Source organism: Streptococcus sp. 3167 (assembly GCF_013277175.1).
Taxonomy (GTDB): domain Bacteria; phylum Bacillota; class Bacilli; order Lactobacillales; family Streptococcaceae; genus Streptococcus; species Streptococcus pseudopneumoniae.
In genome coordinates this window covers 44173-70570 of the sequence record NZ_VMML01000036.1, presented here as the reverse complement: position 1 = coordinate 70570, position 26398 = coordinate 44173, and the positions used below count along the sequence as shown (strand labels likewise).

30 protein-coding genes and 3 pseudogenes are annotated in these 26398 nt (G+C 37.8%); 10 read left to right on the top strand and 23 right to left on the bottom strand.

The window, feature by feature from the left end:
- Window positions 1-99: 99 nt before the first annotated feature.
- The 4 genes from metG to HT678_RS06160 form a co-directional block, all read right to left on the bottom strand.
- A complete protein-coding gene (gene metG, locus HT678_RS06175; protein ID WP_119919853.1) occupies window positions 100-2097 on the bottom strand; it encodes a methionine--tRNA ligase in 1998 nt (665 codons plus the stop codon).
- 123 nt (window positions 2098-2220) lie between these two features.
- On the bottom strand, window positions 2221-3480 hold the full coding sequence (locus tag HT678_RS06170) for an ABC transporter permease (RefSeq protein WP_001180416.1): 1260 nt from the start codon (window positions 3478-3480) through the stop codon (window positions 2221-2223).
- Window position 3481: 1 nt separating this feature from the next.
- Window positions 3482-4183: an ABC transporter ATP-binding protein gene (locus HT678_RS06165; protein WP_000811473.1), complete on the bottom strand. Its 702-nt coding sequence runs from the start codon at window positions 4181-4183 to the stop codon at window positions 3482-3484.
- Window positions 4167-5360: an efflux RND transporter periplasmic adaptor subunit gene (locus tag HT678_RS06160; RefSeq protein WP_023938311.1), complete on the bottom strand. Its 1194-nt coding sequence runs from the start codon at window positions 5358-5360 to the stop codon at window positions 4167-4169. The genes HT678_RS06165 and HT678_RS06160 overlap by 17 nt, the downstream gene beginning before the upstream one ends.
- A 287-nt stretch (window positions 5361-5647) precedes the next feature.
- Between HT678_RS06160 and gor the strand changes: the two genes are divergently transcribed.
- Entirely contained in the window at window positions 5648-6994 is a 1347-nt protein-coding gene (gor, locus tag HT678_RS06155) for a glutathione-disulfide reductase (protein WP_023938309.1), read from the top strand.
- Between the two features lie 165 nt (window positions 6995-7159).
- Here gor and HT678_RS06150 read toward each other — a convergent pair whose 3' ends face one another.
- The 4 genes and pseudogenes from HT678_RS06150 to HT678_RS11955 form a co-directional block, all read right to left on the bottom strand.
- Entirely contained in the window at window positions 7160-7660 is a 501-nt protein-coding gene (locus tag HT678_RS06150; protein WP_000727307.1) for a hypothetical protein, read from the bottom strand.
- Entirely contained in the window at window positions 7657-8280 is a 624-nt protein-coding gene (locus HT678_RS06145; RefSeq protein ID WP_000151029.1) for an ATP-binding cassette domain-containing protein, read from the bottom strand. Before HT678_RS06145 ends, HT678_RS06150 begins: the two co-directional genes overlap by 4 nt.
- Entirely contained in the window at window positions 8277-10259 is a 1983-nt protein-coding gene (locus tag HT678_RS06140; protein ID WP_023938307.1) for a hypothetical protein, read from the bottom strand. The genes HT678_RS06145 and HT678_RS06140 overlap by 4 nt, the downstream gene beginning before the upstream one ends.
- A 65-nt stretch (window positions 10260-10324) precedes the next feature.
- Window positions 10325-10682 (bottom strand): annotated as a pseudogene (locus HT678_RS11955) (hypothetical protein).
- 409 nt (window positions 10683-11091) lie between these two features.
- Here HT678_RS11955 and HT678_RS06130 point away from each other — a divergent pair.
- Window positions 11092-11628, top strand: a complete 537-nt coding sequence (locus HT678_RS06130; protein ID WP_050208036.1) for a biotin transporter BioY — start codon at window positions 11092-11094, stop codon at window positions 11626-11628.
- 193 nt (window positions 11629-11821) lie between these two features.
- On the opposite strand, the gene HT678_RS06125 is transcribed toward HT678_RS06130, so the two are convergent.
- Complete coding sequence (locus HT678_RS06125) at window positions 11822-12037, bottom strand: YdbC family protein (RefSeq protein WP_000807422.1); 216 nt, start codon at window positions 12035-12037, stop codon at window positions 11822-11824.
- Window positions 12038-12134: 97 nt separating this feature from the next.
- On the opposite strand from HT678_RS06125, the gene HT678_RS06120 reads away from it, so the two are divergent.
- Window positions 12135-12455, top strand: coding sequence for a hypothetical protein (locus HT678_RS06120; RefSeq protein ID WP_001216099.1), 321 nt, complete (start codon window positions 12135-12137; stop codon window positions 12453-12455).
- Window positions 12456-12485: 30 nt separating this feature from the next.
- On the opposite strand, the gene HT678_RS06115 is transcribed toward HT678_RS06120, so the two are convergent.
- The 6 genes from HT678_RS06115 to rpsP form a co-directional block, all read right to left on the bottom strand.
- Window positions 12486-12824, bottom strand: a complete 339-nt coding sequence (locus tag HT678_RS06115) for an ATP cone domain-containing protein (protein ID WP_001196049.1) — start codon at window positions 12822-12824, stop codon at window positions 12486-12488.
- An 11-nt stretch (window positions 12825-12835) separates the two neighbouring features.
- Window positions 12836-13555 (bottom strand): tRNA (guanosine(37)-N1)-methyltransferase TrmD, encoded by a 720-nt coding sequence (trmD, locus tag HT678_RS06110; RefSeq protein ID WP_000686926.1) that lies wholly within the window; start codon window positions 13553-13555, stop codon window positions 12836-12838.
- Window positions 13545-14063, bottom strand: a complete 519-nt coding sequence (gene rimM / locus HT678_RS06105; RefSeq protein ID WP_001105899.1) for a ribosome maturation factor RimM — start codon at window positions 14061-14063, stop codon at window positions 13545-13547. The genes trmD and rimM overlap by 11 nt, the downstream gene beginning before the upstream one ends.
- 30 nt (window positions 14064-14093) lie before the next feature.
- The gene (locus HT678_RS06100) at window positions 14094-14882 is read right to left on the bottom strand and encodes an alpha/beta hydrolase (RefSeq protein ID WP_101514543.1); all 789 of its coding nucleotides are present in this window, start codon (window positions 14880-14882) and stop codon (window positions 14094-14096) included.
- Window positions 14883-15326: 444 nt separating this feature from the next.
- Window positions 15327-15566: an RNA-binding protein KphA gene (kphA, locus tag HT678_RS06095; RefSeq protein ID WP_000379621.1), complete on the bottom strand. Its 240-nt coding sequence runs from the start codon at window positions 15564-15566 to the stop codon at window positions 15327-15329.
- A 19-nt stretch (window positions 15567-15585) separates the two neighbouring features.
- Window positions 15586-15858, bottom strand: a complete 273-nt coding sequence (rpsP, locus tag HT678_RS06090) for a 30S ribosomal protein S16 (RefSeq protein ID WP_000268760.1) — start codon at window positions 15856-15858, stop codon at window positions 15586-15588.
- A 177-nt stretch (window positions 15859-16035) separates the two neighbouring features.
- Here rpsP and HT678_RS06085 point away from each other — a divergent pair, with 177 nt between their 5' ends.
- The gene (locus tag HT678_RS06085; protein ID WP_001084631.1) at window positions 16036-16236 is read left to right on the top strand and encodes a hypothetical protein; all 201 of its coding nucleotides are present in this window, start codon (window positions 16036-16038) and stop codon (window positions 16234-16236) included.
- Window positions 16237-16958: 722 nt separating this feature from the next.
- Here HT678_RS06085 and HT678_RS06080 read toward each other — a convergent pair.
- The 3 genes and pseudogenes from HT678_RS06080 to HT678_RS06070 form a co-directional block, all read right to left on the bottom strand.
- Window positions 16959-17366, bottom strand: a pseudogene (locus tag HT678_RS06080) (helix-turn-helix transcriptional regulator); the annotation flags it as partial.
- 43 nt (window positions 17367-17409) lie between these two features.
- The gene (gene cadX, locus HT678_RS06075; protein ID WP_000711082.1) at window positions 17410-17748 is read right to left on the bottom strand and encodes a Cd(II)/Zn(II)-sensing metalloregulatory transcriptional regulator CadX; all 339 of its coding nucleotides are present in this window, start codon (window positions 17746-17748) and stop codon (window positions 17410-17412) included.
- Window positions 17749-17759: 11 nt separating this feature from the next.
- Window positions 17760-18374 (bottom strand): CadD family cadmium resistance transporter, encoded by a 615-nt coding sequence (locus HT678_RS06070; protein WP_000615747.1) that lies wholly within the window; start codon window positions 18372-18374, stop codon window positions 17760-17762.
- 28 nt (window positions 18375-18402) lie between these two features.
- Between HT678_RS06070 and HT678_RS11525 the strand changes: the two genes are divergently transcribed.
- The 6 genes from HT678_RS11525 (at window position 18403) to HT678_RS06045 (ending at window position 21788) form a co-directional block, all read left to right on the top strand.
- Window positions 18403-18576: a FanG protein gene (locus HT678_RS11525; RefSeq protein WP_078374329.1), complete on the top strand. Its 174-nt coding sequence runs from the start codon at window positions 18403-18405 to the stop codon at window positions 18574-18576.
- A gap of 414 nt (window positions 18577-18990) precedes the next feature.
- Window positions 18991-19569: a DUF3796 domain-containing protein gene (locus HT678_RS06065; protein WP_101514410.1), complete on the top strand. Its 579-nt coding sequence runs from the start codon at window positions 18991-18993 to the stop codon at window positions 19567-19569.
- 2 nt (window positions 19570-19571) lie between these two features.
- On the top strand, window positions 19572-19796 hold the full coding sequence (locus HT678_RS06060; protein WP_023940487.1) for a helix-turn-helix transcriptional regulator: 225 nt from the start codon (window positions 19572-19574) through the stop codon (window positions 19794-19796).
- A gap of 328 nt (window positions 19797-20124) precedes the next feature.
- The gene (locus tag HT678_RS06055; RefSeq protein WP_101514409.1) at window positions 20125-20286 is read left to right on the top strand and encodes a hypothetical protein; all 162 of its coding nucleotides are present in this window, start codon (window positions 20125-20127) and stop codon (window positions 20284-20286) included.
- A 403-nt stretch (window positions 20287-20689) separates the two neighbouring features.
- Complete coding sequence (locus HT678_RS06050) at window positions 20690-20902, top strand: hypothetical protein (protein ID WP_031222800.1); 213 nt, start codon at window positions 20690-20692, stop codon at window positions 20900-20902.
- An 82-nt stretch (window positions 20903-20984) separates the two neighbouring features.
- Window positions 20985-21788 (top strand): peptidylprolyl isomerase, encoded by an 804-nt coding sequence (locus HT678_RS06045; RefSeq protein ID WP_000731911.1) that lies wholly within the window; start codon window positions 20985-20987, stop codon window positions 21786-21788.
- Between the two features lie 55 nt (window positions 21789-21843).
- Here HT678_RS06045 and HT678_RS06040 read toward each other — a convergent pair whose 3' ends face one another.
- From HT678_RS06040 to sodA, 5 genes and pseudogenes are all read right to left on the bottom strand, one after another.
- Window positions 21844-23385: an ABC-F family ATP-binding cassette domain-containing protein gene (locus HT678_RS06040; protein ID WP_000025379.1), complete on the bottom strand. Its 1542-nt coding sequence runs from the start codon at window positions 23383-23385 to the stop codon at window positions 21844-21846.
- Between the two features lies 1 nt (window position 23386).
- A complete protein-coding gene (locus tag HT678_RS06035; RefSeq protein WP_000976714.1) occupies window positions 23387-23869 on the bottom strand; it encodes a VanZ family protein in 483 nt (160 codons plus the stop codon).
- Window positions 23869-24934, bottom strand: a pseudogene (gene rlmN / locus HT678_RS06030) (23S rRNA (adenine(2503)-C(2))-methyltransferase RlmN). The gene HT678_RS06035 and the pseudogene rlmN overlap by 1 nt, the downstream one beginning before the upstream one ends.
- 20 nt (window positions 24935-24954) lie before the next feature.
- Entirely contained in the window at window positions 24955-25485 is a 531-nt protein-coding gene (locus tag HT678_RS06025; RefSeq protein ID WP_001224342.1) for a YutD family protein, read from the bottom strand.
- A gap of 156 nt (window positions 25486-25641) precedes the next feature.
- Window positions 25642-26247: a superoxide dismutase SodA gene (gene sodA, locus HT678_RS06020; RefSeq protein WP_050208028.1), complete on the bottom strand. Its 606-nt coding sequence runs from the start codon at window positions 26245-26247 to the stop codon at window positions 25642-25644.
- Window positions 26248-26398: the final 151 nt, after the last annotated feature.

The following is a 26398-nucleotide window of genomic DNA, read 5'->3' as shown; positions in this document are numbered from 1 at the left end:
TGTTTTGAGCAACCTGCGGCTAGCTTCCTAGTTTGCTCTTTGATTTTCATTGAGTATAAATAAAAAAACAGAACTAGCATGAACTAGTCCTGTATACTTTTACCCAATCACACTTCCATTTGGTACAGCTGAATCAACTGTGAGAAGGGTTAATTTTCCATCATGTTCAGCTGAGAGAATCATCCCTTGGCTGACATATTTTTTCATCATTTTACGTGGTTTGAGATTGGCAACGATTTGAACTTTCTTGCCGACCAATTCTTGTTCATTTGGATAGTATTTTGCAATTCCTGAGAGAATTTGACGGTCTTCGCCATCACCTGCATCCAAGCGGAATTGAAGCAACTTATCAGAGCCTTCAACTTTAGAAACTTCTTTGACTTCTGCGACACGGATTTCAACCTTGTCAAAGTCTTCAAACTTGATTTCATCCTTGCTTAGTTTGAGTTCGACTTCGTCTGGATTCCATTCTTTTTCGACAGCTGGCTTGTTGCCTTCCATTTGTTCCTTGATATAGGCGATTTCTTCTTCCATATCCAGGCGTGGGAAGATTAGTGTTCCTTTGGCAACTACTGTTACACCCTCAGGGAAAGCAGCCAAACTCAAGTTTTCAAGACTAGAAACTTCTGCTAAGCCAAGTTGAGTCATAACCGCACGACTAGTTTCCATCATAAATGGTTCAATCAAGTGAGCGACGACACGAAGGCTGGCTGCCAAGTGGCTCATAACACTTGCTAATTGGTCACGAAGAGCTTCATCCTTAGCCAAGACCCATGGAGCTGTCTCGTCGATGTATTTATTAGTACGAGAGATAAGAGTCCAGACTGCTTCAAGCGCACGTGGGTAGTCAACTGCTTCCATGTGTGTATGGTAGTCAGCGATTGATTGCTCTGCTACTTGAGCAAGAGCATTATCAAACTCTGTTACGCCCTCTACATAGGCAGGGATTTGTCCATCAAAGTACTTGTTAATCATAGAAACCGTACGGTTGAGGAGGTTGCCAAGGTCATTAGCCAATTCATAGTTGATACGGCCGACATAGTCTTCTGGAGTGAAGGTTCCATCTGAACCAACTGGAAGGCTACGCATGAGGTAGTAACGAAGTGGATCTAGTCCATAACGCTCTACCAACATTTCAGGGTAAACGACATTCCCTTTAGATTTAGACATTTTACCATCTTTCATGACAAACCAACCATGGGCAATCAAACGATCAGGTAATTTAACATCCAACATCATAAGAAGGACTGGCCAGTAGATGGAGTGGAAACGAAGGATGTCTTTTCCTACCATGTGGAAGACTGTTCCATTCCAGAACTTGTCAAAGTTACCATGTTCGTCTTGACCGTAGCCAAGAGCTGTCGCATAGTTAAGAAGGGCATCAATCCAAACGTAGACAACGTGTTTTGGATTTGATGGGACAGGCACTCCCCATGTAAAGGTTGTACGAGATACCGCCAAATCTTCCAAACCTGGCTCGATGAAGTTGCGTAGCATTTCATTAAGGCGACCATCTGGAGTGATAAATTCAGGATGAGCTTTGAAAAATTCGACCAAACGATCTTGGTATTTGCTAAGGCGAAGGAAGTATGATTCTTCGGATACCCATTCAACCTCGTGACCTGATGGAGCAATACCACCAGTCACATTTCCAGCTTCATCACGGAAAACTTCTGCCAGTTGGCTTTCTGTAAAGAATTCTTCGTCTGATACTGAATACCAACCAGAGTATTCACCCAAGTAGATATCATCTTGAGCAAGTAAGCGTTCAAAGACCTGTGCGACAACTTTTTCATGGTAGTCATCAGTTGTACGGATAAATTTATCGTATGAGATATCTAGTAATTTCCAGAGTTCTTTGACTCCAACTGCCATCCCATCAACATAGGCTTGTGGTGTAATGCCAGCTTCTTCAGCTTTCTGCTGGATCTTCTGACCATGTTCATCAAGACCTGTCAAATAAAAGACATCGTAGCCCATCAGGCGTTTGTAACGTGCTAGGACATCACAAGCAATGGTTGTGTAGGCAGAACCGATATGCAGTTTTCCAGATGGATAGTAAATCGGCGTTGTAATATAAAAATTCTTTTCAGACATAATTTTTCCTTTCCAGGCAAATGAAACCTGTTTTTCTAACACTTCATTATATCACATTTTTAATGAATTTCGATAGGGAAATCCATACAAAAACAAGATAGACGAGTGTCCATCTTGTTGATCTTATTCATAACGAAGGGCTTCAATTGGATCAAGTTTCGATGCCTTGTTGGCTGGCAAGACCCCAAAAATCATACCAACGCTAGCCGAAACTGCAAGACTAAATAGGGCAACTGGGATTGATACTCCAACTTCTATACCTTCTATTAAACCTTGCAGTAACAAACCTGCTAAGGCAGTTAAACCACTTGCAATTGTCAAGCCAATTAAGCCACCTAACAAGGTCAAAATCATGGATTCAATCAAAAACTGAATTAAAATATTGGCACGTGTTGCGCCCAAAGCCTTACGAAGACCAATCTCACGAGTGCGCTCTGTCACCGAAACCAGCATGATGTTCATGACACCAGTTCCTCCAACAAAGAGAGAAATCCCTGCGATGGAACTAATAATCGTCGTCATAAAACTAAACGATTGTTGAATTTCTGCAAATACAACGGACTCATCTGCCACCTGGTATTCTCCCTGTTGTAAGCCTGCAAGCTCTGTCATTTTTCGTGCCAGTTCTGGACCCAGAGTTGGGGTTAAACTGGTATCATTCACTCGAAAAACAATACTAGCTATTTCATCTACATTAAAATTCGCAGCAAGGGAGATATTGGTAGTAATAGGCAAGCCACCAAACCCATATATTTTTGACTTTTTAGCCTCCGGACTAGTATAAACCCCAATGACCCGGTAACTAAATCCATTGACTTCTACAACCTTGTTAATAGCCTCTTGAGGAGATTCAAATAAACTAATGGACAATTCCTCATCTAGCAAAATGACACTTGCAAACTCTTTGAAATCTTGCTCTCTCAGACTACGACCTGCAATAATTTCATTCTTAACAGCGTCCATGTAAGTTCTGTTTCCACCTGTCAAATTAGCATTCTCAACCTTTTTATCTTGATAGGTCAAGATGGCATTCGTTGAATTGGTTACATAGTAACTATCCACTCCCTTGAGTTTGGCTGCCTCTTGGACCCAGGATTCTTGCGGTTTTGGCGGTTCAACAGGAATTTCCTCTTCCTTTCCAGAAACCGTAAAAGCTGATTGTTTCTGAGTAAAAGACCCATCTTTACTTTTTTTAGGAGAGAAGAAGACGCTAATATTTTTCTGAGATTTGGTCATATCTTTATTAACTTGACGAGATAGGGAATCTCCCAAAGCCATAATCACAACAACTGATGAAACACCGATAATAATCCCAATCATGGTAAGCAAAGAACGCATCTTGTGAGCCATGATAGATGAAAAGGCAAATTTCAGATTCTGCATCTTAGTTTTCCTCCTTTCCTAACTGAGCACTGTCAGATGAAATGACTCCATCTCGAATGATAATCTGACGTTTAGCATAGGCAGCAATCTCAGGCTCATGCGTTACCATGATAATGGTTTTTCCTTCTTTGTTCAAGTCAACCAATAGTTGCATAATTTGATTCCCTGTTTTGGTATCCAAGGCTCCTGTCGGTTCGTCCGCTAGGATAATAGAAGGATTGTTTACCAAGGCACGAGCAATAGCCACACGTTGCTTTTGACCACCAGATAATTCCGAAGGCAAATGGTGACTACGTTCTGTCAATTCAACCTTGTCTAAATACTCCTCAGCCAACTTGCGCCGTTTTGAAGACGAAACTCCTGCGTAAATCAAGGGCAATTCTACATTTTGCAGAGCATTGAGCTTCGATAGAAGAAAGAACTGCTGAAAGACAAAACCGATTTGTTGGTTACGAACCTTGGCTAATTGTTTTTCACCCAGTCCAGCCACTTCTTGGCCTTCAAGATAATACTCTCCACTGGTTGGTGTATCCAACATGCCAATCGTATTCATCAGAGTGGACTTCCCAGAACCAGATGGTCCCATGATGGCAACAAATTCACCCTCATTCACTTCTAGATTGATGTTTTTGAGAACCTGCAGTTCTTGGTCACCATTGCGATAGCTTCTGCAGATATTTTTTAGACTAATTAGTTGCTTCATCAGCCTTCACCTCTTTTCCTTCTTCCAAGGAAGACGTTGGGTTACTGATGACCTTGACTCCATTTGTCAGACCTGAAGTGATTTCTTGGTTGTCTGCATCAGCATTGCCCAAACCAACTTCCACTTTCTTGGCCTTTTTCTGCTCGTCAAGCACCCAGACATAGTTCTTATCATTTTCAGTCACAACACTTGTTAGAGGAACCAAAATGGCTTTACTCTTATTTTTGACTTCAACACTTACTGAGAATCCTTGTTTCAAATCACCAACTTCGCCTGTCACATCAATAGTATAAGGGTATTTAGAACCTGTATTAGCCCCAGCTGCTGGACTAGCTGCTTCACCATTGTTTTTAGGATAGTCAGAAATATAGCTTAATTTCCCAGTCCATTTTTTATCAGGATATACTTTAGAAGTAAAGCTTACTTCTTGACCTACAGAAAGGTTGGCTAGATTGTACTCAGACAATTCTCCCTTGACTTGTAAATTTTCATTGCTGACAATATGAACCATAACTTGACTCGCCCCTGTTGGAGATTTAGAAACATTGCTATTGACTTCGACTACAGTTCCCTCTAGGGTACTGAGAACAGTTGTTGCATCCAATTGACTTTGAGCCTTGCTTAATTGCGCTGCAGCATCTGCACGCGCATCACGGGCATCACCCAATTGAGCGTCAATAGAAGCAACAGAATTTCCAGCAACTGGAGTTGGACTTTGCACCGTTACATCTTCTCCTCCTGCTGGTGCAGGTAACTGGGGAGCTGAAGCAGCTTCATTTCGTGCTTGGTTGAGTTCGTTGATATGACGGTCTGCCTTCGCAACTGCTCGACTCGCTGAATCATAGGCCGCCTGGGCTTCTGAACTACTGTACTTGACTAAAGCCTGCCCTTCGCTGACCTTATCCCCCACAGAAACAAGGATTTCGTCTAAATCTCCCTTGCTAGCATCAAAATAAACGTATTGTTCATTTTTTGCCGTTACTGTTCCTGATAATAAAACAGAGGATGCCACGCTTCCTTCCTTGGCAACAACAAGATGAGTAGGTTCATCTTTTACAGCGGTTTGCGAGGGTTGTCTAAAGAGTAAAATCCCCCCGGCACCCAATACAACTACACTCGCAGCACCGATGGCTGCATACAGTTGCCACTTTTTAGCTTTACCATTCTTTTTCTTCATAATGAAACTCCTTTTCTTTTTTACAATACTTTGCTATTATACCAAATTTCCCTCCAGCAAACAATGCAGTTCAGATGGAAATAATGACAGTTCAGGATTAAACAATCGTTCGGAAACCCTCCTTTTCTATTGTACTAGTTATATGATACACTATCTTGACTTATTTGGCAAGCTTTTTTGCAATTTTTTGTGCGTAGCAGATTTTTGCAATCAAATCAAAAAAAAGATAGAATATGACTATCAAAAAATGACACTCGACTATTTAAAAGAGTACAAAGGAGTTTTCAATGAGAGAATACGATATCATTGCTATCGGTGGAGGTAGCGGAGGAATTGCTACCATGAACCGTGCTGGTGAACACGGAGCCAAAGCGGCCGTTATTGAGGAAAAGAAATTAGGTGGAACCTGCGTCAACGTCGGCTGTGTTCCTAAAAAAATCATGTGGTACGGGGCGCAAATCGCTGAGACTTTCCATCAATTTGGAGAAGACTACGGCTTTAAGACTACTGATCTTAACTTTGACTTTGCAACCCTACGTCGCAATCGTGAAGCCTACATTGATCGCGCTCGTTCTTCTTATGATGGCAGTTTTAAACGCAACGGCGTAGAGCTGATCGAAGGTCATGCTGAATTTGTAGATTCTCATACTGTCAGCGTAAATGGTGAACTGATTCGTGCTAAACATATCGTGATTGCTACAGGTGCCCATCCAAGTATTCCTAATATTCCTGGTGCTGAGCTAGGTGGCTCTTCTGATGATGTATTTGCCTGGGAAGAACTTCCAGAGTCAATTGCCATTCTAGGCGCTGGTTATATCGCCGTTGAATTAGCTGGCGTACTCCACACTTTTGGTGTCAAGACAGATCTCTTTGTTCGCCGCGATCGTCCTTTACGTGGTTTTGATTCCTACATCGTTGAAGGTTTGGTCAAGGAAATGGAAAGAACAAACTTACCACTTCACACTCACAAAGTCCCTGTCAAGTTAGAAAAAACTACTGACGGCATTACCATTCATTTCGAAGATGGTACTAGTCACACAGCTAGCCAAGTTATCTGGGCTACAGGCCGCCGTCCAAACGTTAAGGGCTTGCAACTTGAAAAAGCTGGAGTGACTCTGAATGAGCGTGGCTTTATCCAAGTGGATGAATACCAAAATACTGTTGTTGAGGGAATCTATGCTCTAGGTGATGTAACAGGTGAAAAAGAACTGACTCCAGTTGCTATCAAGGCTGGACGTACTTTATCTGAACGTCTCTTTAACGGAAAAACAACTGCTAAAATGGATTACTCAACTATTCCAACCGTTGTCTTTTCACACCCTGCTATCGGAACTGTTGGCTTGACAGAAGAGCAAGCTATTAAAGAATACGGTCAAAACCAAATCAAGGTTTACAAATCAAGTTTTACTTCTATGTACTCTGCTTGCACCAGCAACCGTCAAGAATCCCGTTTCAAACTCATAACAGCTGCTTCAGAAGAAAAAGTTGTCGGACTTCATGGAATTGGCTACGGCGTTGATGAAATGATTCAAGGATTTGCTGTTGCTATCAAAATGGGAGCAACCAAGGCTGACTTTGATGCAACTGTGGCAATTCACCCAACTGCATCTGAAGAATTTGTAACCATGCGTTAATCGAAACAAAAGAAGCAAAGCAAAAAACACTTCTAAATATCAAAAAGCGAGTATTTCCGTAGTTGGAGATACTCATTTTCTTATGTTTTATTTTATAGTATGTTGAAGTAAGATATGCAAAAATCAATTAACAAACCATAGCAAAATACAAGGATTATAATACAATCATTTATTCTTTTCTTTAAAAGATTCATATATTTTTTTATATAATTCTTTTATATCTTTTTTCTGAGAATTCAACTCTTCTTTACCGTAGTCAAAGTTTGCTACCACAAATCCCGCGCCATCATCAGAAAAAGTAAAAAATTCTATTTCAATTAGTTTATTATGCTTAGAGTCCTCTATGGTGTCTCCTAAACCATTATTGAATTTCTTCACTTCTTCTTCACGAACTCCGAACCCCGTAGCAGCTCCATTTGCAATGATGTTTGAAAATACTTCTTCTGAAGATGATACTTCTTTCACAGTTATGAAGTATATAGCTTCTTCCGTTTCTACTTGTCTCACTTTATTCCATTTTTCTGTATCACTAGAAGAAAGCGTATAGATTGTTAACTCTACCGTTGGCTTATTGATATTTTCTTTTGTAATCATTTGTTTTCCAAAAAAGAAAATGGCGAGTACCCCAGTTACAAAGATCAAAGCAATATAAATTTTCTTTTTCATACCTTATACCCTATATCTTTCATGTCAATTATCACATCAACTTCGTTATAGACAGCTGGATCATGTGTCGCTATAATGACATATTTATCTTCAGCTGTTTCATTCAATAGTAAACGAATAATTTCTTTTCCAATCTCACCATCTAAAGCTCCTGTAGGTTCATCTGCTAAGATAATTTTACGTGGTTTCATTAACATTCTGGCAATAGCTACACGTTGAGCCTGCCCTCCAGACAATTCATATATTTTTTGGTGTAAATAGTCACTTGACAGTCCTACTTTTTCAAGTACGTCAGTTATTGTTTTTTTGTCTTTAGTGATAAGGCTCAGATTATCATATACTGTTTTGTTATCTATTAAAGAATAATTCTGAAATACATATCCAACAGTATTTTTAAAAAAAGTTCTTTCTTTTATCTTCCAAATATCTTGTTTATCAACTAAAACATTCCCACTGTCAATTTTTTCTAATCTTCCTATAATATTAAGAAGGGTACTTTTACCGGAGCCAGAACCTCCAATCAATGCATAGCTTTTTCCAGATTCAAATATTAAATTTAAGTCTGTAAAGATCTTCTTTGAGCCGAAACTTTTTGAAACGTTCAAAAGGTCAATTGTCATGATTCATCTCCTTTTAAAATTTTAGTGTAGCTTTCAGATAATTTTCTAAAACTCATTATGATTGACAACATCAAAACTAGCAGAGAAGCCGCTCCAATATATAGCAACTCTATTTGCCCTGTCATAAGAAATGTAAATAGAATAACCATTGTAATAGTCATCATAAAATATTTGAGACTTGAAATTGCTATATATGTTTTTGACAGACCCAAAATGATTTTTTTCACATATTCATTCTGTTTTAGAGTAATAAAAAGTTGGACATATTGATAAATGAGTATAAAGACAATACTGTAAATTATCTTCTGCAAGATTTGTGATAGTAGAATTTGGTGCTCTAAGGATTGAATCTTTAATTTCACAATTTGGTAAACATCTACTGGATTCATTGAGAAATTCAACGGGACAGTCATCTCATTTATTTTTTTTACCGCTTCAGGACTAAAAAGAGATTTATATAGTATGTTACTAGCCAAAGAAAACTTATTATTTTCCATCATTTTGTCCGTATCTAAAACAACAACTATATTATCTTTGCTATCTGCTACATTTGCCAGCGGTAAAATATCTTTCATTTTAAGATTATTATCAGCATCCTCATTAAAATAAAAAATTTTTTCCCCATCAGGAATTATTTGTACTGCAAGCTGTTCTTTTGTATAGTTTGTTCCAATAAATTGTTCTGCTACAACTGTATTCTCAATAGATTTCTGGTTTTCTTTCCACTTCTCAGGAATATAGATGGTTGCTATCTTATTATCTAAAAGATGATAGTTTGTTCCATTCACTTTATTTTGTAGGTTGGCACCTGTTTGATTAATATAAATCAACTCTTTATTTATTTCTGGATTCGTTATCCCGTCATTTTCTAATTGTTTAGAAAAATTTTCTATAACATGTGAAGTTTTCATGAAATCTGGAACATATGCCGAAGACCGTTCTATATATAAGAAATCTAAGTTTTTTAAGGCAGCAACTATCTGTAGATACTGACCATCTGAATCATTAACTTCTCCATTTTTAGCAGAGTTACTTTCAATTCCAAGGAACTCAATCCTTCTCCAGTCTTTTACTGTGTCCCACGGTACTAAATTCTGTATTTGTATGTTCATACTAGATTGACTACTCTTTGTTTCTTGTAAAAAAATTCCTGAGACAAGGATGATAATCGAAATAATGACAAGCCATACGACAAAAATAAGCTTGTTTTTTGCCTTGTTTTTAATAATTTCAATGGGCTTTTCAATCTGAATCGTCAACCAAAATAAAACAAAAGTAATAAGATCAATGATTTGAAATAGTATAAAATTCGTTAAAAGCAGAGAGAAAAATAACTTAGAACTATAGGTGAAGAAACCATTACCCAAAAAAGAACTGTAAGAAATCATCAATAAAGCCATCATAATCAGTTCAAAAATAAGAGAAATGCCATACTCTCTTCTTAGATCGTATACAGTCAAGCCCAAAGAACGTCGTATCACTCCTTCTTTGATCTGCCTCGTCCTAACAACAAATAAAACAACTAATAAAGTTAAGTAAATTGAACCCATTAACAGTATTCTTAAAGTTCCAGTGAATTGTAATATTCCTCCTATATACCAAGGATAAGCCATATAGACTGTTTGCAGCCCCGTCATCGTAAGTGGTTTCAAACTATCTACATCCATTTTCCCAAGGGTATAATACATCCCTATTATTGGTGCTGACTTTAATTGTTCATTATTTACATCATCAAAATTTACATACTTCAACTGACCCGAACTCTGAACGATTGGCTTGTAAATGGTAACCTTTTCCGTTTTTGATAAGTCACGAACCATTTCGTATATTTCGTTATTAGAAAGATTACTTTTTCCTTGGATAGAAAAAGCACCATCAATTGGTAAAGGTATGGGGATTTCGGTATCACTAATAGTGACCAGTCCAATTGTAGCAATCAAACAAAAGAAGAATCCAATGATACATAATTTTAATTTCATAAGCAATTACCATATTACAAAAGACCCTATTTTATAATTGGGTCTCCTGTTTTCATAAATTATTTTTAAAATCTATAATAATCCCAATATGCATTTAAGCGAACATCGTTCCAAGATTTTGTTGCACTTGAATATGCCCATCCATAATCTTTTTTTATCGTAAGCTTTAACGGTTCCCCAATAATTCGTTACTGAAAATTTTGAACCAATATTATCTGGAGAACTAACAAAGTAATTTGAATAACCATAGCTATTATCTACACCATACTGCCATACATCAATAATGGGACTTGGAGCAGGGTGTGCTGTAGTTGCACTAACAACACTAGCTGCAGTAGCAAAGCTAAAACTGAAAACACTTGCAGCTAGAAAAACAGATGCTTTCTTATTAATTCTTTTTTTTAATTTTACTTCTCCTTGGATTAAAATATTTGATGAAGACTAAGTAATAGTCCCCTTTTTAGTCCCTCCATATTACTTTAATATGAATTGATTATATTTAGGTTTTTAATCACCGTTATGGTATCTAGAGTCGTTAAAATATCTCGTAACTACCCCTCCTTTTAAAATTGAACACATCTAAATGCATCCGTTTATATTTTTAATATAACACTTATTTTTTAATTTGTCAAATATTTACTAGTATATTTTTTATTAATAAAATAGGATTATCTATACAGACAATTTTCGAATCAACAAAAAAATTATCCAACTTAACCAATAAGCAAAATCGGCCGTTACAGTTTTTGTTACCTTGTTTTAAAAAATTGGTTGACAATGATTCCTCTATGAGTATAATAGTTACTATACATCAGAAAAGAGGTTAACTATTTTGAAAAAAGCTCACATTTATGCTATCCCTGCTATTGGGGCTGCTCTCATTGCTGTTTTGGCACAAATCAGTCTTCCAGTTGGACCTGTTCCCTTCACTCTGCAAAACTTTGCAATCGGCTTGATTGCTACTGTCTTTAGACCGAGAGAGGCTGTACTTTCTGCTGGACTCTATCTTCTTCTAGGTGCTATCGGTCTTCCTGTCTTTGCAGGAGGTGGAGCTGGTTTTCAAGCTTTAGTTGGCCCTACTGCAGGCTATCTTTGGTTTTATCTTGTATACTCTGGACTTACTTCTTCCCTAACCAACAGCGAGAGTGGTATTGTCACGATTTTTCTTGCAAACCTCTTGGGTGATGCCCTTGTCTTTGTCGGCGGGATTCTCAGCTTGCATTTTCTAGCTGGAATGGCATTTGAAAAAGCTCTTATTGTGGGAGTTCTTCCCTTTATTATCCCAGACCTTGGTAAACTTCTAGCTATTAGTTTTATTAGCCGTCCACTACTTCAACGCCTTAAAAATCAGGCTTACTTCGCTAACTAAAAAAGGATATCGAGTTGCCATGACTCAATATCCTTTTCTTATTTTGAAAACTTATACTCAATGAAAATCAAAGAGCAAACTAGGAAGCTAGCCGCAGGCTGCTCAAAACACTGTTTTGAGGTTGTGGATGAAACTGACGAAGTCAGTACGGCAAGGCAAAGCTGATGCGGTTTGAAGAGATTTTCGAAGAGTATTAGTTGCCTTTAAAGGCATCCACCATCGTTTGAAATTCTTCATTTGAGAGAGTAATCCCTTTGCCCATTTTAGTATGGTCTGGACTCCAAGCACGAATATCAAACTTTGCAGGGGCACCATTAAAGCTCACACGGTTAATTTCCTTGGTCCAACCTTTTTCGTTTTCAGAAAGAGTCAACAAGTGCTCTTCGATTTCAAATGTAAATTCTGCCATTTTCTTCTCCTTTTTTAGTTTCATTAGTTTATTCGTAAAATCTTGTAGATTTTAGGAAAATTTTATATAATATTGATATAAAAGAAGGGAGGCCAATATGAGACATAAATTCCAGCAAGTTCTAGATAAAATACATGATTTTTTAAATGGACATGACCAACCTGACCAGACTGAAACCAACTCCCTTACAGCCACTATTGAAGAGGCTATCCAGAAACAAACCGCTGTTCACCTTATCTTGTCTGAGACAAGCTTTACAGGTGATATCATCAAATATGATCAGCAAGGCCAGCAAATTATCGTGAAAAATTTTGCCAAAAATGTGAGCCGGATTATCCGTATAAGCGATATTCAACGCCTGCGATTTGTCCCCTCAACTGTCCAAACAGCCCAAAAAAATAGATTTAAGAAAGAGTGAGATGTAGTTGCTTCATCCCACTCTTTTTTCTTAGCGAATTTGTTCAAAATGTAAATGAACTGCAATATGATCTCCATAACCACTTCTTTCCAAGTCACGTTGTAAACGATAGGAAATGTAGTGTTCTGCAATGGTAATGTAACCTGCGCCCAATAAACGATGTTCAACCATAGATTGAATCATACTGATAGTCGCACGTTCCACCTTGGCTTCTTGTAAATCCAAAACTACCTTCTTAGTGACTTGAGCAAGATTTTGACGCAAATCATCTGTCAAAACATAAACAGTTTGGGCTGCCTTCAAGATGGCTTGGTAAATCTTATCTGGATTAAATTCAGCAATTTCGCCATTACGTTTGATTACTTGCATAGGTTTCTCCTTTATTCTTTGTTTTCTTTGATTTCTGCCAGCATTTTTTCTTCTTCTACTGTCAGTTGATAATGTTCAAGTAAATCCGGTCTGCGCTCGTAGGTTTTCTTTAAACTCTCGTACAATCGCCACTGACGAATCTTTTCATGGTGGCCACTCATCAATACATCTGGCACGACCATGCCTCGATAATCATAGGGACGTGTGTACTGAGGATATTCTAAAAGACCTGAAGAAAAACTATCATCTTGGTGGCTAGACTCCTTGCCAATCACTTCTGGAATCAGGCGAACTGTAGCATCAATCATGGTCATAGCTGCCAATTCTCCACCAGTGAGGACGTAGTCGCCTAGGGAAATCTCATCTGTTACCAAGGTCTTAATGCGCTCATCATAACCCTCATAGTGCCCACAGATAAAGATTAGCTCTTCCTCTTGAGCCAAATCTTCAGCATAAGCCTGATCAAACTGCTTTCCAGCAGGATCGAGGAGAATAACGCGCGGATTTTTCTTTTCAATAGCATCAAAGGAATCGAAAATAGGTTGTACTCTGAGCAACATGCCCTGACCGCCTCCGTAGGGCTCATCATCTACATGACGGGCCTTTTCAGCATTTTCTCGAAAATTATGATACTGGATATCCAAGAGCCCTTTTTCTCGAGCCTTTCCAACGATTGAGTGCTCCAGTGGAGAAAACATCTCTGGAAAGAGAGTTAAAATATCAATCTTCATCGTCTAACCCTTCTAAGATTTCCACATCGACCCGTTTATTTGGAATATCAACATTGAGAACCACTGGTGGGATATAAGGTAAAAGCAAATCACGTTTGCCTTTTCGTTTGACCACCCAGACATCATTAGCACCTGGTTGCAGGATTTCCTTGATGGTTCCAACCAAGCTATCACCCTCATAGACTTCCAAACCGATAATCTCGTGATAGTAAAATTCACCATCGTCTAGGTCATTCAAATCTTCCTCAGCGACCTTGAGACTGTATCCCTTGTACTTTTCGATAGTATTGATATGGTACATATCTTTGAATTTAATAATGTCAAAGTTCTTCTGTTTACGGTGGCTAGCGATGGTCACTGTTTGGACAAACTGATCTTTTTCATCAAACAAAGCCAGCTCAGCTCCTTTTTTAAACCGTTCTTCTGCAAAATCCGTCACAGACAAGACTCGCATCTCACCCTGTAATCCCTGCGTATTAACGATTTTCCCAACATTAAAGTAGTTCATCTTGTCTCCTGTAATCTCCTTTTTTCCATCTTATTCTAACAATTCTCGAATAATAGCCGCAATTTTTTCCGATTCTGACCATTGTAAATAATGGTGATTCCCTCCTAAAATGAGTTTAGTATTGGAAGTCCAATATTCTGATTCTCTGTACTCTTTTTCTCTATAAGGCTGACAAAAAACAAATACAGGAATATGAGCTTCTATAGATACATCCTCAAAATCTTCCTCAGTAATCTCTCCAGATATCTGAAATTCTGGATCTTGATTTTCCAACTCTAAGCCTTTTTCTTGCATTAATTCCCAGATTTTTTTATTCGTTTCAGGACTAAATGTTGCTTGAGTTAAGTTCTTAAAATAAAGTTCAGGACCACACTCGTCAATCAGCCTCATCTGCTCTTCCATTTCTGGATAAGGATTTTCTGAAAAATCAGCAAACATGACTTTTTTAGTTGTCGGTTCAATTGCTACTAAAGTCTGACGCTTAATTGGTTTCTCGAGTAATTTGCAAGCTAAAATTCCACTCCAACTATGTGCACAAAGTATATATTCAGAAATCCCTAATTCTTCAAGTACTTCATAAACCGCATCTGCAAGATTATCTAGATTTTTTCCAGCTTGGTCATGAATCGGACTCCTACCTGTGTTCGGAAAATCAATTGTCAAATAACCAATTGTAGGAGGAGGTTTTTCAAGTATAAGTGAAAAATTTTCATAACTTGGTAGCAAACCTGCTCCGTTTAGACAAACTAGCACTTTCTTTTGATTTTGATAAGTAACAGAGAGACTACCAATTTCTGTAGATACTTCAAACCTCTTCATAAAGAAATCCACTCATTCTATATAATGAATTATTAAAAATCCTTATCCTTTATTTTATCACGTTCCAAAGATTTTCTCAAGTTGGAGAAAAAAGACACTATAGATAGTATCCCTCTAAAAATCCTCGTAACTTCTCAAAGTAACTTCCATCTCTCCCAAAACTGGAAGTTACTCTAAGACGACTTTGTTTTAGGGCTATTTGTCGTGCACTTTTTTCTGAGTCTTTTCGCTTTTGAACCCTTATATATCAAGAAAAAGAAAATCAGTGGAAGTTAGTCTCAGACGGATTCCCACTGATTTCACGCGTTTTTCTAATACTAAAAGCTAGGTTGTGGGAAACTAGAAGTTAGTTTGGGAATTTACCCTCTAAAAAACTTTCCAAATCCTGATGAGGATATTTTACACTTCTCCACACAAAAAAGCGAGACATCCGTCCCGCCCTTCTTATTTTTCGTCAATAACGATTCTTACTTTTTTGTATTCAGTTGGGACAGAGTAGACAATCGTTCTTATCGCAGAAATAGTGCGACCCTTACGACCGATTACACGACCCACATCGCTTTGATCAAGATTCAAATGATATTCCAAAAACTCTGGTGTATCTTCAATCTTGATAGTTAAGGCATCTGGTTGTGAAATCAAGGGTTTCACAATCGCAATAATGAGATTTTCAATCGTATCCATCTATCAACCTACTTTAAACTTATTTTGAGAATTTAGAATCGTGGAATTTTTTCAATACGCCTTCTTTTGAAAGGATGTTGCGAACTGTATCTGAAGGTTGAGCTCCATCAGCCAACCATGCAAGAACGCGGTCTTCTTTCAAAGTTACTTGGTTTTCAGCAACAAGTGGATTGTAAGTTCCAACTGTTTCGATGAAACGTCCGTCACGTGGTGAACGTGAATCTGCTACGTTGATACGGTAGAAAGGTTTTTTCTTAGAACCCATACGAGTCAAACGGATTTTAACTGCCATTTTTAAAGTCTCTTTTCTTATTTTTTATTTCGGTGAAATAGCTGAGCTATTTAGCACATGTTCTATTATAGCAGATTTCTAACAGGTGTCAAGAAAAAAACTTGACAGACTATAAAATTTTTAAACCATTTAGAAATTTGTTAGAAGTAGGAAATAAATGTTTGAAAGAGGCTATCCGTGAATAGTATTTTAGAAATATTTTATAAAGAACACCAAGTCAAACCCTTCATCTCTCCTGAACGTGATTTGGATGCTTGGCTCCTAAATCCTAAGCCCGTTCCCAAACGAAATATGGACTTATTGGCAGATGATTCGCTGGCAGGTGATATCATTCTACTATGGAGAATACAGTTTGGAACTTTTACCACCGAAACATGATTTTAAAAACTCCCATTCGAATATGATTCAAAATTCGCTTAAAATCAATGTTTTCCCACTTTTTCAGAAAACAAATTTTCATCTAATTTAAATAACTTTCAATTAAATGGTATGAATTTTGCTTAAAATCATCAAAAAACACCCCATGGTGTGAACCATAATACTCTTTGAAAATCTCTTCAAACCACGTCAACGTCGTCTTGCCGTAGGTATGGTTACTTACTTCGTCAGTCTTATCTACANNTTTGATTTTCATTGAGTATAAAGTGTTGTAAATACTGTATTGTAGCTAGTTCTTAACCTTTAGAGAACTGGCTAGCTTTACGAGCTTTCTTAAGATCTGGTTTGGAAAGTATAGATTTCAATTAGACTAAAAACAGCGAAATATCAAGGATTTTAAAAAAGATATCTACTAATTAATTTATAAAATATGAATTAATAGATTCTAAATAGGGGAATAGTTTAGGTCTGTAAAAGATTAAATAATTTCTATTTTAGCTGTTAGAAACGTTGGTACATCAATGTTTTTAGAATGCTACATAATAAAAGGTAGAGTAAATAGTAGAGTAGTTATTGCGTTAGTTCAGCAATCTTATCGATATAAAGATTAACAGATTCTAACTTTCTTTGCGGTGCTAACTCGGCGTATGTGTCCATTGTTGTTGAAATTGATTTATCTTTTTTGATTTTTTAATGACCTTTTTGCCATTATGGATAATTTTTTCAGTTTCATCAGAAATCAAAAATTTTTTTCTTTGAATATTGAAATTTGCGAATGTCTTGGAAAGTCTAAGACAGCTAGATTGTATAGAAATTAAGTCATCATCCGACAAAGAATTCATTCTTTTATTTACAGTTTCCAAATCTCTAAATAAAATAGAGCCGAAGCAGTGGTAAAACATATTTTCAACAAGCTTGGCAATATCTCCAAAAATAATTTCTTTATAGTCTAAGTCGGTTTGAGTATTCAAATAAAGCAATATTGAAGTGGTAACTTGTTGCTTTTCCTTTTCAACTTGACTAACTTGACCTGCATTGCTTAGTTCGCTTTGTGTAATATTGTGTTTTTTTCTTAAATTTTTGATACGAGTAGGTAGTTCATGTGAATAATTTTCTTCAAAAAATTTCATATACAATCCCCCTATAATCATGGAAAAGTAGTAAAAATAGTTGTTATCCTAGTTGATTAAAAAAATCTCTGATTTCCTCATCTTTTATAAAATAATATATAATTTTCCCATCTCTTCTAGTGTCCAAGATGTTTTGATTGGCTAGTTTACGAAGATGGTGGGAGGCAGATGCCATACTGAGATTTAGTAAACAGGCTATATCACAGACACAGAGTTCTTCAACAGCAAGGAGATAAAAGATGATATTTATCTGTTTATTATCGGTAAACTTTGATAAAATACGAAGTGATTTTTGGACTTTTTCCTTTTCAAGGTAGTTCGTCGCGGTTGTAACATTTTGTTGATTTATAATATTCACTTGGCAAATACTATCTTTTTTCATATTTTTTTCTCCTAGCCGAACACAGTCCTTAGCATGTCAAAGCTGTTGTTTTCAATCAGAATATACATCCCCAATCCTAAATAGACAACGGCAATAAACCATCTGCTATATTTTTCCAAAGTTTCTCCAACAGAAGGGACTTGTGCCAATTTTTGGGCAGAAAAAACCAAGAAATAAATCATGACTAGAAAAGTAAGTAAAGTCACTATCAAATTCGCTAAATTTAAGGTGGTAAAATATGGGACAAAGACACCAATATTGTCAGCGCCACAACTTGCAAAAGTAATCATAGCGACTAGAAAAATCAGGTTTTTATTGTCTTTTCGCAAACCATCTTTTGCAATAGCTTCTCCATCAGAATCTCCTAAAAGCAAAACTTTGAGGCCTAGGAAAATTGGAATCAAACCGAGTAAACCTAAAATCTCTTTACTAGGAATATAATTTAAGACAAATGCAAAAAGCAAACTTAGCAATATTAGACTAACAGAGCCTAGAAATTGTCCTAAATAGATGTTAATGATGTCTTTTCTGCTTTTTCTTTTGGCAAAAAATAACATTAGGATAATAAGTAAGTCTACGGCTGTCCCAGAATACAGGATTATTGAAGTAACAACATTTTGAATCATAAAACACCTCATTCAAATATATTTTTGAATGTATTCTAACATTAAACTTTGTAGATGTCAACTTAAAATCCACCAAAATATAGATAAGAAGTTAGTATACCAAATATTAAAAAGCCCTGCCATCGAAATGATAGCAGGGCTTAACTTCAATATCCAGATGATATATTTATCTAAAAAAGGTAGAGTTTTTATTGATTTGTAGTGCGATATAATGAGTTTCCAAAAATCAAAAATCGCTTAAAATCAGTATTTTGACATCTATTGACGTGTACTGAAATCCTTACTTAACCTCTGTAAAAATTAACTTCTACACCTACAAAGCTTATTCTGACAGACTTTATACAGTCTAAGAAAAAAAGTAGAGATTCATACAGTATCTAGATTTTTCAAAAATTCTTTATCATCAAATATTATTAACGAAACTATCCAAACCAAATCCGATGCATTACTTCAAAGAATTCTTTAGTTATTTGACTATCAAGGGCTTTTATTAAAAAATTTTTTCAAATAATTGCCACCTTGACACATAAATTCTTGCTTTCTAAATTTAAATGTGATATATTTATAACATGAAATTTAAGTGTTATATATTTATAACATAAAAAAGGAGTCTATCATGAAAAAAAGTCAAAAAATGCGTGGCCTCATTGCAATGATTGCCGTAGCTCTCTTTATTGATTTTATTGTTTTATTTGGTTCTAATCTTAGTTGGGGACCCAAGTTAGTTATTACTGGTATTTCAGTGTCAGGTCAAATTGTAGCTATTTGTAGCTGGCTACATAAGAGTCAGAAAGGTAAGGGAAAGATTATTTTTAACTTGTCTGCTAAGCTTTACACGATACTTGTGTCTGCAGCAAGCATTTTTTATACAGTAGGGTTTTGGGTTGCGACCCCAAGCGTAAGTTCTGGTATTAAAGAATGGATTTTAGGAATTGGACTCGTTATTGAAGTGATTGTATTTGGTTTTTTCTCTTTTAAAAATGTCAAGGAAACTCCGGACGAACGCTTTTATGCTAATTTAGCAAAGGCAGCTAGCTTGATGTTTGTTTTTATACTAGGCGCACTGATGATCCTATCAGTTATCATTGGGTATATGGAGGTTCTCACTCTTTACATGGGTCAGATATTTATTAGCATAGCTGCCTTGATTTGCATTTTTGCGGTTGTCTATTTTATCTTGGAACGTAGAGGATAAGCATGGCCAAAGAAAGCAATATTATTACTAATCTCAAATCTGTTCGTGAGTCCACAGGCATGACCCAGCAGGAGTTAGCCGACCGCATCGGCATTCGACGCGAGACAATTCTGCACTTGGAAAATAACCGTTACAATCCTTCGCTGGAAATGGCTCTTAAAATTGCTCAAGTTTTTAATCTAAAAGTAGAAGACCTCTTTGAACTCAGACAGAAAGAGGAAACATAATTCTTTTCGAGACCTACTATTAAGTTCATTGATTAATTAGGAATTGAAGCCAAAAGAAAAAATCCTTTGAAAATATGCTCTTTTAAAATATAGTAATTCTTTCGAATTAACCTTTACTAATTGTGATGCTTTACGAGCTTTCTTAAGATCTGGTTTCCTAAATACTTCGAGTACACTTATGGTATTGATGCTCCTAAGCATCTCAAAACTCTGGTAGAAAAAGGTTATGCTGTCCATTGAAACTGCTTTTTACTCACTTGACCATCTAATACGCTACCATAAAAAAAGAATATCCTAAAGAAGAAGGGAGTTACTGGACTTTCTAAAAATGAAGGCTACAAATTTGGACCAAGCCCTTCATGAGCATTTTTCAGAAGAAGAATTAGCTTGTCACTTTTCGATTCGCGGTTATAGACTAACTCCAAAAGGAGAACAAACACTCAAAGACCATCAAGCAATCATTGACCGTCATCCTAAAAAGAATCTTTAATCAACCAAGACAGGTTGATTTTTTTTGAAAACAGTTTCTTGAAAAAATTTAATTATTTCACTTACGAGGAAAATTTTTTTATGATAGACTGATGTATAATCAAAAAGAATTGGAGACTATAATGCCTAGAAATTTTAAAGAAGCTCTTTTATTTACAACACTTATGTGTTCCATGATGGTACTCGGTATGTCCATGTGGAATCTTTTTATTGTTGGTCAACTTTCACTACATTATTTAGCCCTTGCTTACATCCCTGGCTTTGTCACAGCCTTTTTATTGGATGTCATCCCTGTGGGAGCAATCGTTAAGTCAATTGCCTTTCGTATCCTCAAGAACCATCATAAACGATGGCAGAAAATCATTACCATTTCTGGAGGAATGGCAGTTCTCATGGTCACTTTCATGTCCTTCTATGGACTTTTTTACAATGGCATTGCTATCACACCCAATACCTATCTAAGCGCCTGGCTCGTAAACTTTATTGCAGCTCTTCCTCTAAACTTCCTAATTGTCGGACCAATTGCCCGTTTTATACTAAGTTCTTTTCAGAAACCATTTACTGAGGAAGAAGTTGAAGATTTTCAAGATGATGATGAAATCCCAACTATTATCTAAGCCAGTTCTGTAAACTACTAACATTTGAAATCCCCTTCCTTTTAGGGTACAATGGTAGAAATGAATTTTTGAGAGGATCAGAATGAAAAAACTAGCAACCCTTCTTTTACTGTCCACTGTAGCCCTAGCTGGGTGTAGCAGCATCCAACGCAGTCTACGTGGTGATGACTATGTAGATTCTAGCTTGGCCGCTGAGGAAAGCTCCAAAGCAGCTGCCCAATCTGCCAAGGAGTTAAACGATGCTTTAACAAACGAGAATGCCAATTTCCCGCAACTTTCTAAGGAAGTTGCTGAAGATGAAGCCGAAGTGATTCTCCACACAAGCCAAGGTGATATCCGCATTAAGCTCTTCCCTAAACTCGCTCCTCTAGCGGTTGAAAACTTCCTCACTCATGCCAAAGAAGGCTACTATAACGGCATTACCTTCCACCGTGTCATCGATGGCTTCATGGTCCAAACTGGAGATCCAAAAGGGGACGGTACAGGTGGTCAGTCCATCTGGCATGACAAGGATAAGACTAAAGACAAGGGAACTGGTTTCAAAAACGAGATTACTCCTTATCTCTATAACATCCGTGGTGCTCTTGCTATGGCTAATACTGGTCAACCAAACACCAATGGAAGCCAGTTCTTCATCAACCAAAACTCTACAGATACCTCTGCTAAACTCCCTACAAGCAAGTATCCAAAGAAAATCATCGAAGCCTATAAAGAAGGGGGAAACCCTAGCCTTGATGGCAAACACCCAGTCTTTGGACAAGTGATTGACGGTATGGATGTTGTAGATAAGATTGCCAAAGCCGAAAAAGATGAAAAAGACAAGCCAACTACTGCTATCACAATCGACAGCATCGAAGTGGTGAAAGACTACGATTTTAAATCTTAAAAACCAAAAAAATACAGTATCCACATTCGGTACTGTATTTCTTTTACTCTCATTCTTAAGTTAAATTATTAAAATCCCATATTTGGTCTATCCAGCCTTCATAAAAGTCTGGCTCGTGGCAGACCATAAGGATAGATCCCCTATATTCTTTGAGAGCGCGTTTGAGCTCATCCTTTGCATCCACATCCAAATGGTTGGTCGGCTCGTCCAGCACTAAAACATTGTTTTCACGATTCATCAAGAGACAGAAACGAACCTTGGCTTGCTCTCCCCCTGATAATACTTGAATCTGACTTTCAATATGTTTGGTTGTCAAACCACAACGGGCAAGGGCTGCACGGACTTCTGCTTGATTAAGGGCAGGAAAGGCATTCCAGACAGCTTCAAGAGGAGTTTGGCGATTACCGCCTTCTACTTCCTGCTCAAAATAACCAAGTTCTAAATAATCTCCACGCTCCACTTCCCCAGCGATTGGCGAGATAATGCCCAAGAGACTCTTCAAGAGAGTTGTTTTTCCAATACCATTAGCACCAATAATCGCAACCTTTTGATTGCGTTCAAAGGTAAGATTTAAAGGCTTGGTCAGAGGACGATCATAACCAATCTGCAAATCCTTGGCTTGGAAAATAAAGCGCCCTGGAGTACGAGCTGGTTTGAAATCAAAGGATGGTTTTGGTTTCTCACTTTGCAGTTCGATAATATCCATCTTATCCAATTTCTTCTGACGAGACATAGCCATGTTTCGTGTTGCAACACGTGCTTTGTTTCGAGCCACGAAGTCCTTGAGGTCCGCAATCTCTTTCTGCTGACGTTCGTAGGCTGCCTCTAGCTGAGATTTCTTCATAGCATAGACTTCTTGGAACTGGTAGTAGTCACCAGAGTAACGCGTCAGCTGTTGATTCTCCACATGGTAGACAATATTAATCACGTCGTTCAGGAATGGAATATCGTGCGAAATAAGGACAAAGGCATTCTCATAGTTTTGAAGATAGCGCTTGAGCCAATCAATATGCTCAGCATCCAAGTAGTTGGTCGGCTCGTCCAACAGCAAGATATCTGGCTTTTCAAGGAGGAGTTTAGCCAAAAGCACCTTGGTTCTTTGCCCACCTGACAAAGAGGTTACATCCGTATCCATGCCAAAGTCCATAACACCAAGGGCACGCGCCACTTCGTCAATCTTAGCATCCAAGGTATAGAAATCACGACTCTCTAAACGGTCTTGAAGTTCGCCCACTTCTTCCATGAGAGCATCAACATCAGCTCCATCTTCAGCCATTTCCATATAGAGGTCATTGATACGAGCTTCTGCTTTAAACAGCTCATCAAAAGCTGTACGTAGAACATCACGTACCGACTGCCCTTCAGCAAGGACAGAGTGTTGATCCAAGTAACCAGCCGTCACATATTTGGACCACTCAACCTTTCCTTCATCTGGCAGCATTTTACCAGTCACGATACTCATAAAGGTTGATTTTCCTTCACCATTGGCACCGACCAGGCCGATATGTTCTCCCTTGAGGAGACGGAAGGACACATCTTCAAAAATTGCACGGTCACCAAAACCGTGACTCAGATTTTTAACTTCTAAAATACTCATTTTAATTCCTTATCTTGTTTTTATATAATCGTTTATAAAGGAGCCAAGCCAGATAGCCACCCAAAGTGTTGGTCCACAAATCATCAATCTCAAAGACGCGATTGAAATCAAAGAAAAAGTCCAAGATTAATTGCGTACACTCGATTCCAAGACTCACAAGAAAACTAAAAAGAAGGACCTTTTTTATTTTCCGCAAGTTTGGAAGGAGATAAAGGAGTTGGAACATCAGAGGAAAAAGTAAGAACATATTAAGGATATTTTGTAAAAAAATCCAGCATAATTGTCCCATATCACTCACCTCACCCAGATTCCAGAGGGAGTTTAAAGGAGTCAAAAGAAAAACCAGGCTTCCAAGATGCTGAATACCTGGAGTTTCTACCCCCACGGGAGATTGTTCTTGAGGAGTAAAGCAAAAATAGACAATGCAAATGCTATAGAAAATGACTCCCCAGACCAAAATATGATTATAAGTCTTCTTCATCATTAAGGATTTACCGCTGCGACTGCCTTCTGGCGGTCACGTTTCATTGTGTTAGAGCGCAATTGTCCACAAGCTGCGTCACTATCTGTACCATGCTCTTGACGAACCACACAGTTGACCCCTTTTCTCTTAAGCGTATCATAGAAAGCCAACACGCGCTCTTTGGGACTACGGCTATATTGGTCATGCTCACTAACTGGGTTATAAGAAATCAAGTTTACATAAGACAATTTCTTGATGTTCTTGAGCAATTCAGCTAATTCCAAAGCTTGTTCTACGCCGTCGTTTACTTCATTAAGCATGATATACTCAAAGGTCACACGACGATTAGTTGTCTCAATGTAGTACTCAATAGCTGCAAAGAGCTTTTCAATCGGAAAGGCACGGTTAATCTTCATGGTACTTGAGCGCAGTTCATTATTGGGTGCGTGAAGAGACACGGCAAGATTGACCTGAACCCCTTCATCAGCAAAGTCACGAATTTTATGGGCCAAACCTGAGGTTGAAACCGTGATGTGACGAGCACCGATAGCCATTCCTTTATCATCATTGATAGTACAAACGAAATTCAAAACATTGTTGTAATTATCAAAGGGCTCACTGATTCCCATGACAACGATATGGCTGACACGTTCATCCTGACCACGCTCATCAAAGTATTTCTGAACCAGCATAATTTGCGCTACGATTTCACCGTTATTGAGGTCACGTTGCTTCTTAATCAAACCAGAGGCACAGAAGGTACAACCGATATTACAGCCGACCTGAGTGGTCACACAGACAGATAAAACGTAGTGTTGACGTATGAGTACTGTCTCAATCAGCATTCCATCTGGCAATTCAAAAAGATATTTAACTGTCCCATCAGCAGACTCTTGCACAATACCTTGTTTCAAGGGATTGACCACAAACTGGTCATTAAGCTTAGCAATCAAATCCTTGGAAAGGTTGGTCATTTCTTCAATAGAGCCATTCCCAGATTTGATCTGCACGGAATTTCTTTTCTCCCTGCTCCAATACCCATTCCTGCATGGTTTGACGTGTTAAACTATAAATTGAGGGTTTCATTTCTTCTCCTTATTCTCTACTCACTTCTGACGAATGACAAAATGACGTTGTCCCTTGTCCTCTTTCTGAGAATGCTGGTCTTTCTGACGACGTCTATTTTTCTTATCTGCATTCGGTTTTCGTTTTGTTTGAGTCGGTTTCTTTCCTTTTCTAAAAGGCTGTTCTTCTTCCTTCTTACGCATTTTCTTGTCAAATGATGCTCGCTTAGGGGCTTCATTTTCTAAGACAAAATAGGCACAACCATAACTACAATACTCTAATAGGTAGTCTTGTAAACGACTGATTTTTTCAAGTTTTTCTTCTGTTCGGTCATCCTTGTAAAAACCTCGTAGGCGAAGCTGTTCGTTGCTCCAGTCTCCCACGATATAATCAAACTTGGTTAAGACTTCTGAAAAACGCTGATTAAAAGCCGTCACATCAAAGGCATCCTTGATATTTTCCACCAAGGAAAAAGCGATCCCTTCCGTTTCAACCTTGTCCCCGTGTAAATGAAACTCAGGACCAGGAAACTTGTTATAGTTGTATAATTCAGGTGCAATTTCTTTTCGCATAGATATCCTTTTTTCACGATTACTTAATACTTTATTCTACCATAATTTCTAGCAGTTAGCACGTTTCTCATAAAAATGAAAAAAGTCTAACGATTTTGTCAGACCAGAATCTTATAACCTAAAAAAGAGAAGAACAATTCTTCCCTCCAACTATCATTATTTAGCAGCTGCGTACAATTCATCTACTTTATTCCAGTTGATTACTGAAAAGAAAGCTTTGATGTAGTCAGGACGCACGTTGCGGTATTTCACGTAGTAAGCATGTTCCCAAACGTCCAAGCCCAAGATTGGTTTTTTACCTTCTGAGATTGGTGTGTCTTGGTTTGCTGTTGAAGTCACTTCAAGTTTCCCTTCTTTGTTGACAACCAACCATGCCCAACCTGAACCAAAACGAGTTGTTGCTGCTGCAGTGAAGGCTGCTTGGAATTCTTCAAGTGAACCAAATGTTGCATCGATTGCTGCTGCCAGTTCTGCTGAAGGAGCTGTTTTCTCGGGAGTCATCAATTCCCAGAAAAGAGCGTGGTTCAAGTGTCCGCCACCATTGTTGATAAGTGCTTGACGGATATCAGCTGGGATAGATTCTACATCAGCAAGCAAGGCTTCAAGGTCTTCACCGATTTCAGGGTGTTTTTCTAAAGCTGCATTGGCATTGTTGACATAAGTTTGATGGTGTTTGTCATGGTGCAAATGCATTGTTTCCGCATCGATGTATGGTTCCAAAGCGTCGTATGCATATGGAAGTTCTGGTAAGATAATAGCCATCTGTAATACCTCTTTTTCTTTCTATATGAAAATGATAACGCAAACATTCACTTTTTTCAAGTTTTTTGCTTATAGATGAGGAAATCACTGAGATACTTTCGAATAATACTCTTCGAAAATCTCTTCAAACCGCGTCAACGTCGCCTTGCCG

What these genes read in the sequence shown, in the direction of transcription:
- gor (WP_023938309.1), top strand. Translation starts at nt 5,648, where the DNA reads ATGAGAGAATACGATATCATTGCTATCGGTGGAGGTAGCGGAGGAATT.
- metG (WP_119919853.1), bottom strand. Translation starts at nt 2,097, where the DNA reads ATGTCTGAAAAGAATTTTTATATTACAACGCCGATTTACTATCCATCT.
- HT678_RS06170 (WP_001180416.1), bottom strand. Translation starts at nt 3,480, where the DNA reads ATGCAGAATCTGAAATTTGCCTTTTCATCTATCATGGCTCACAAGATG.
- HT678_RS06035 (WP_000976714.1), bottom strand. Translation starts at nt 23,869, where the DNA reads ATGATGAAGAAGACTTATAATCATATTTTGGTCTGGGGAGTCATTTTC.
- HT678_RS06070 (WP_000615747.1), bottom strand. Translation starts at nt 18,374, where the DNA reads ATGATTCAAAATGTTGTTACTTCAATAATCCTGTATTCTGGGACAGCC.
- sodA (WP_050208028.1), bottom strand. Translation starts at nt 26,247, where the DNA reads ATGGCTATTATCTTACCAGAACTTCCATATGCATACGACGCTTTGGAA.
- cadX (WP_000711082.1), bottom strand. Translation starts at nt 17,748, where the DNA reads ATGAAAAAAGATAGTATTTGCCAAGTGAATATTATAAATCAACAAAAT.
- HT678_RS06025 (WP_001224342.1), bottom strand. Translation starts at nt 25,485, where the DNA reads ATGCGAAAAGAAATTGCACCTGAATTATACAACTATAACAAGTTTCCT.
- trmD (WP_000686926.1), bottom strand. Translation starts at nt 13,555, where the DNA reads ATGAAGATTGATATTTTAACTCTCTTTCCAGAGATGTTTTCTCCACTG.
- HT678_RS06140 (WP_023938307.1), bottom strand. Translation starts at nt 10,259, where the DNA reads ATGAAATTAAAATTATGTATCATTGGATTCTTCTTTTGTTTGATTGCT.
- rpsP (WP_000268760.1), bottom strand. Translation starts at nt 15,858, where the DNA reads ATGGCAGTTAAAATCCGTTTGACTCGTATGGGTTCTAAGAAAAAACCT.
- HT678_RS06115 (WP_001196049.1), bottom strand. Translation starts at nt 12,824, where the DNA reads ATGCAAGTAATCAAACGTAATGGCGAAATTGCTGAATTTAATCCAGAT.
- HT678_RS06165 (WP_000811473.1), bottom strand. Translation starts at nt 4,183, where the DNA reads ATGAAGCAACTAATTAGTCTAAAAAATATCTGCAGAAGCTATCGCAAT.
- kphA (WP_000379621.1), bottom strand. Translation starts at nt 15,566, where the DNA reads ATGGATACGATTGAAAATCTCATTATTGCGATTGTGAAACCCTTGATT.
- HT678_RS06145 (WP_000151029.1), bottom strand. Translation starts at nt 8,280, where the DNA reads ATGACAATTGACCTTTTGAACGTTTCAAAAAGTTTCGGCTCAAAGAAG.
- HT678_RS06100 (WP_101514543.1), bottom strand. Translation starts at nt 14,882, where the DNA reads ATGAAGAGGTTTGAAGTATCTACAGAAATTGGTAGTCTCTCTGTTACT.
- HT678_RS06150 (WP_000727307.1), bottom strand. Translation starts at nt 7,660, where the DNA reads ATGAAAAAGAAAATTTATATTGCTTTGATCTTTGTAACTGGGGTACTC.
- HT678_RS06060 (WP_023940487.1), top strand. Translation starts at nt 19,572, where the DNA reads ATGGCCAAAGAAAGCAATATTATTACTAATCTCAAATCTGTTCGTGAG.
- HT678_RS06065 (WP_101514410.1), top strand. Translation starts at nt 18,991, where the DNA reads ATGAAAAAAAGTCAAAAAATGCGTGGCCTCATTGCAATGATTGCCGTA.
- rimM (WP_001105899.1), bottom strand. Translation starts at nt 14,063, where the DNA reads ATGAACTACTTTAATGTTGGGAAAATCGTTAATACGCAGGGATTACAG.
- HT678_RS06160 (WP_023938311.1), bottom strand. Translation starts at nt 5,360, where the DNA reads ATGAAGAAAAAGAATGGTAAAGCTAAAAAGTGGCAACTGTATGCAGCC.
- HT678_RS06125 (WP_000807422.1), bottom strand. Translation starts at nt 12,037, where the DNA reads ATGGCAGAATTTACATTTGAAATCGAAGAGCACTTGTTGACTCTTTCT.
- HT678_RS11525 (WP_078374329.1), top strand. Translation starts at nt 18,403, where the DNA reads ATGTATTCTAACATTAAACTTTGTAGATGTCAACTTAAAATCCACCAA.
- HT678_RS06040 (WP_000025379.1), bottom strand. Translation starts at nt 23,385, where the DNA reads ATGAGTATTTTAGAAGTTAAAAATCTGAGTCACGGTTTTGGTGACCGT.
- HT678_RS06045 (WP_000731911.1), top strand. Translation starts at nt 20,985, where the DNA reads ATGAAAAAACTAGCAACCCTTCTTTTACTGTCCACTGTAGCCCTAGCT.
- HT678_RS06050 (WP_031222800.1), top strand. Translation starts at nt 20,690, where the DNA reads ATGTCCTTCTATGGACTTTTTTACAATGGCATTGCTATCACACCCAAT.
- HT678_RS06055 (WP_101514409.1), top strand. Translation starts at nt 20,125, where the DNA reads ATGAAGGCTACAAATTTGGACCAAGCCCTTCATGAGCATTTTTCAGAA.
- HT678_RS06120 (WP_001216099.1), top strand. Translation starts at nt 12,135, where the DNA reads ATGAGACATAAATTCCAGCAAGTTCTAGATAAAATACATGATTTTTTA.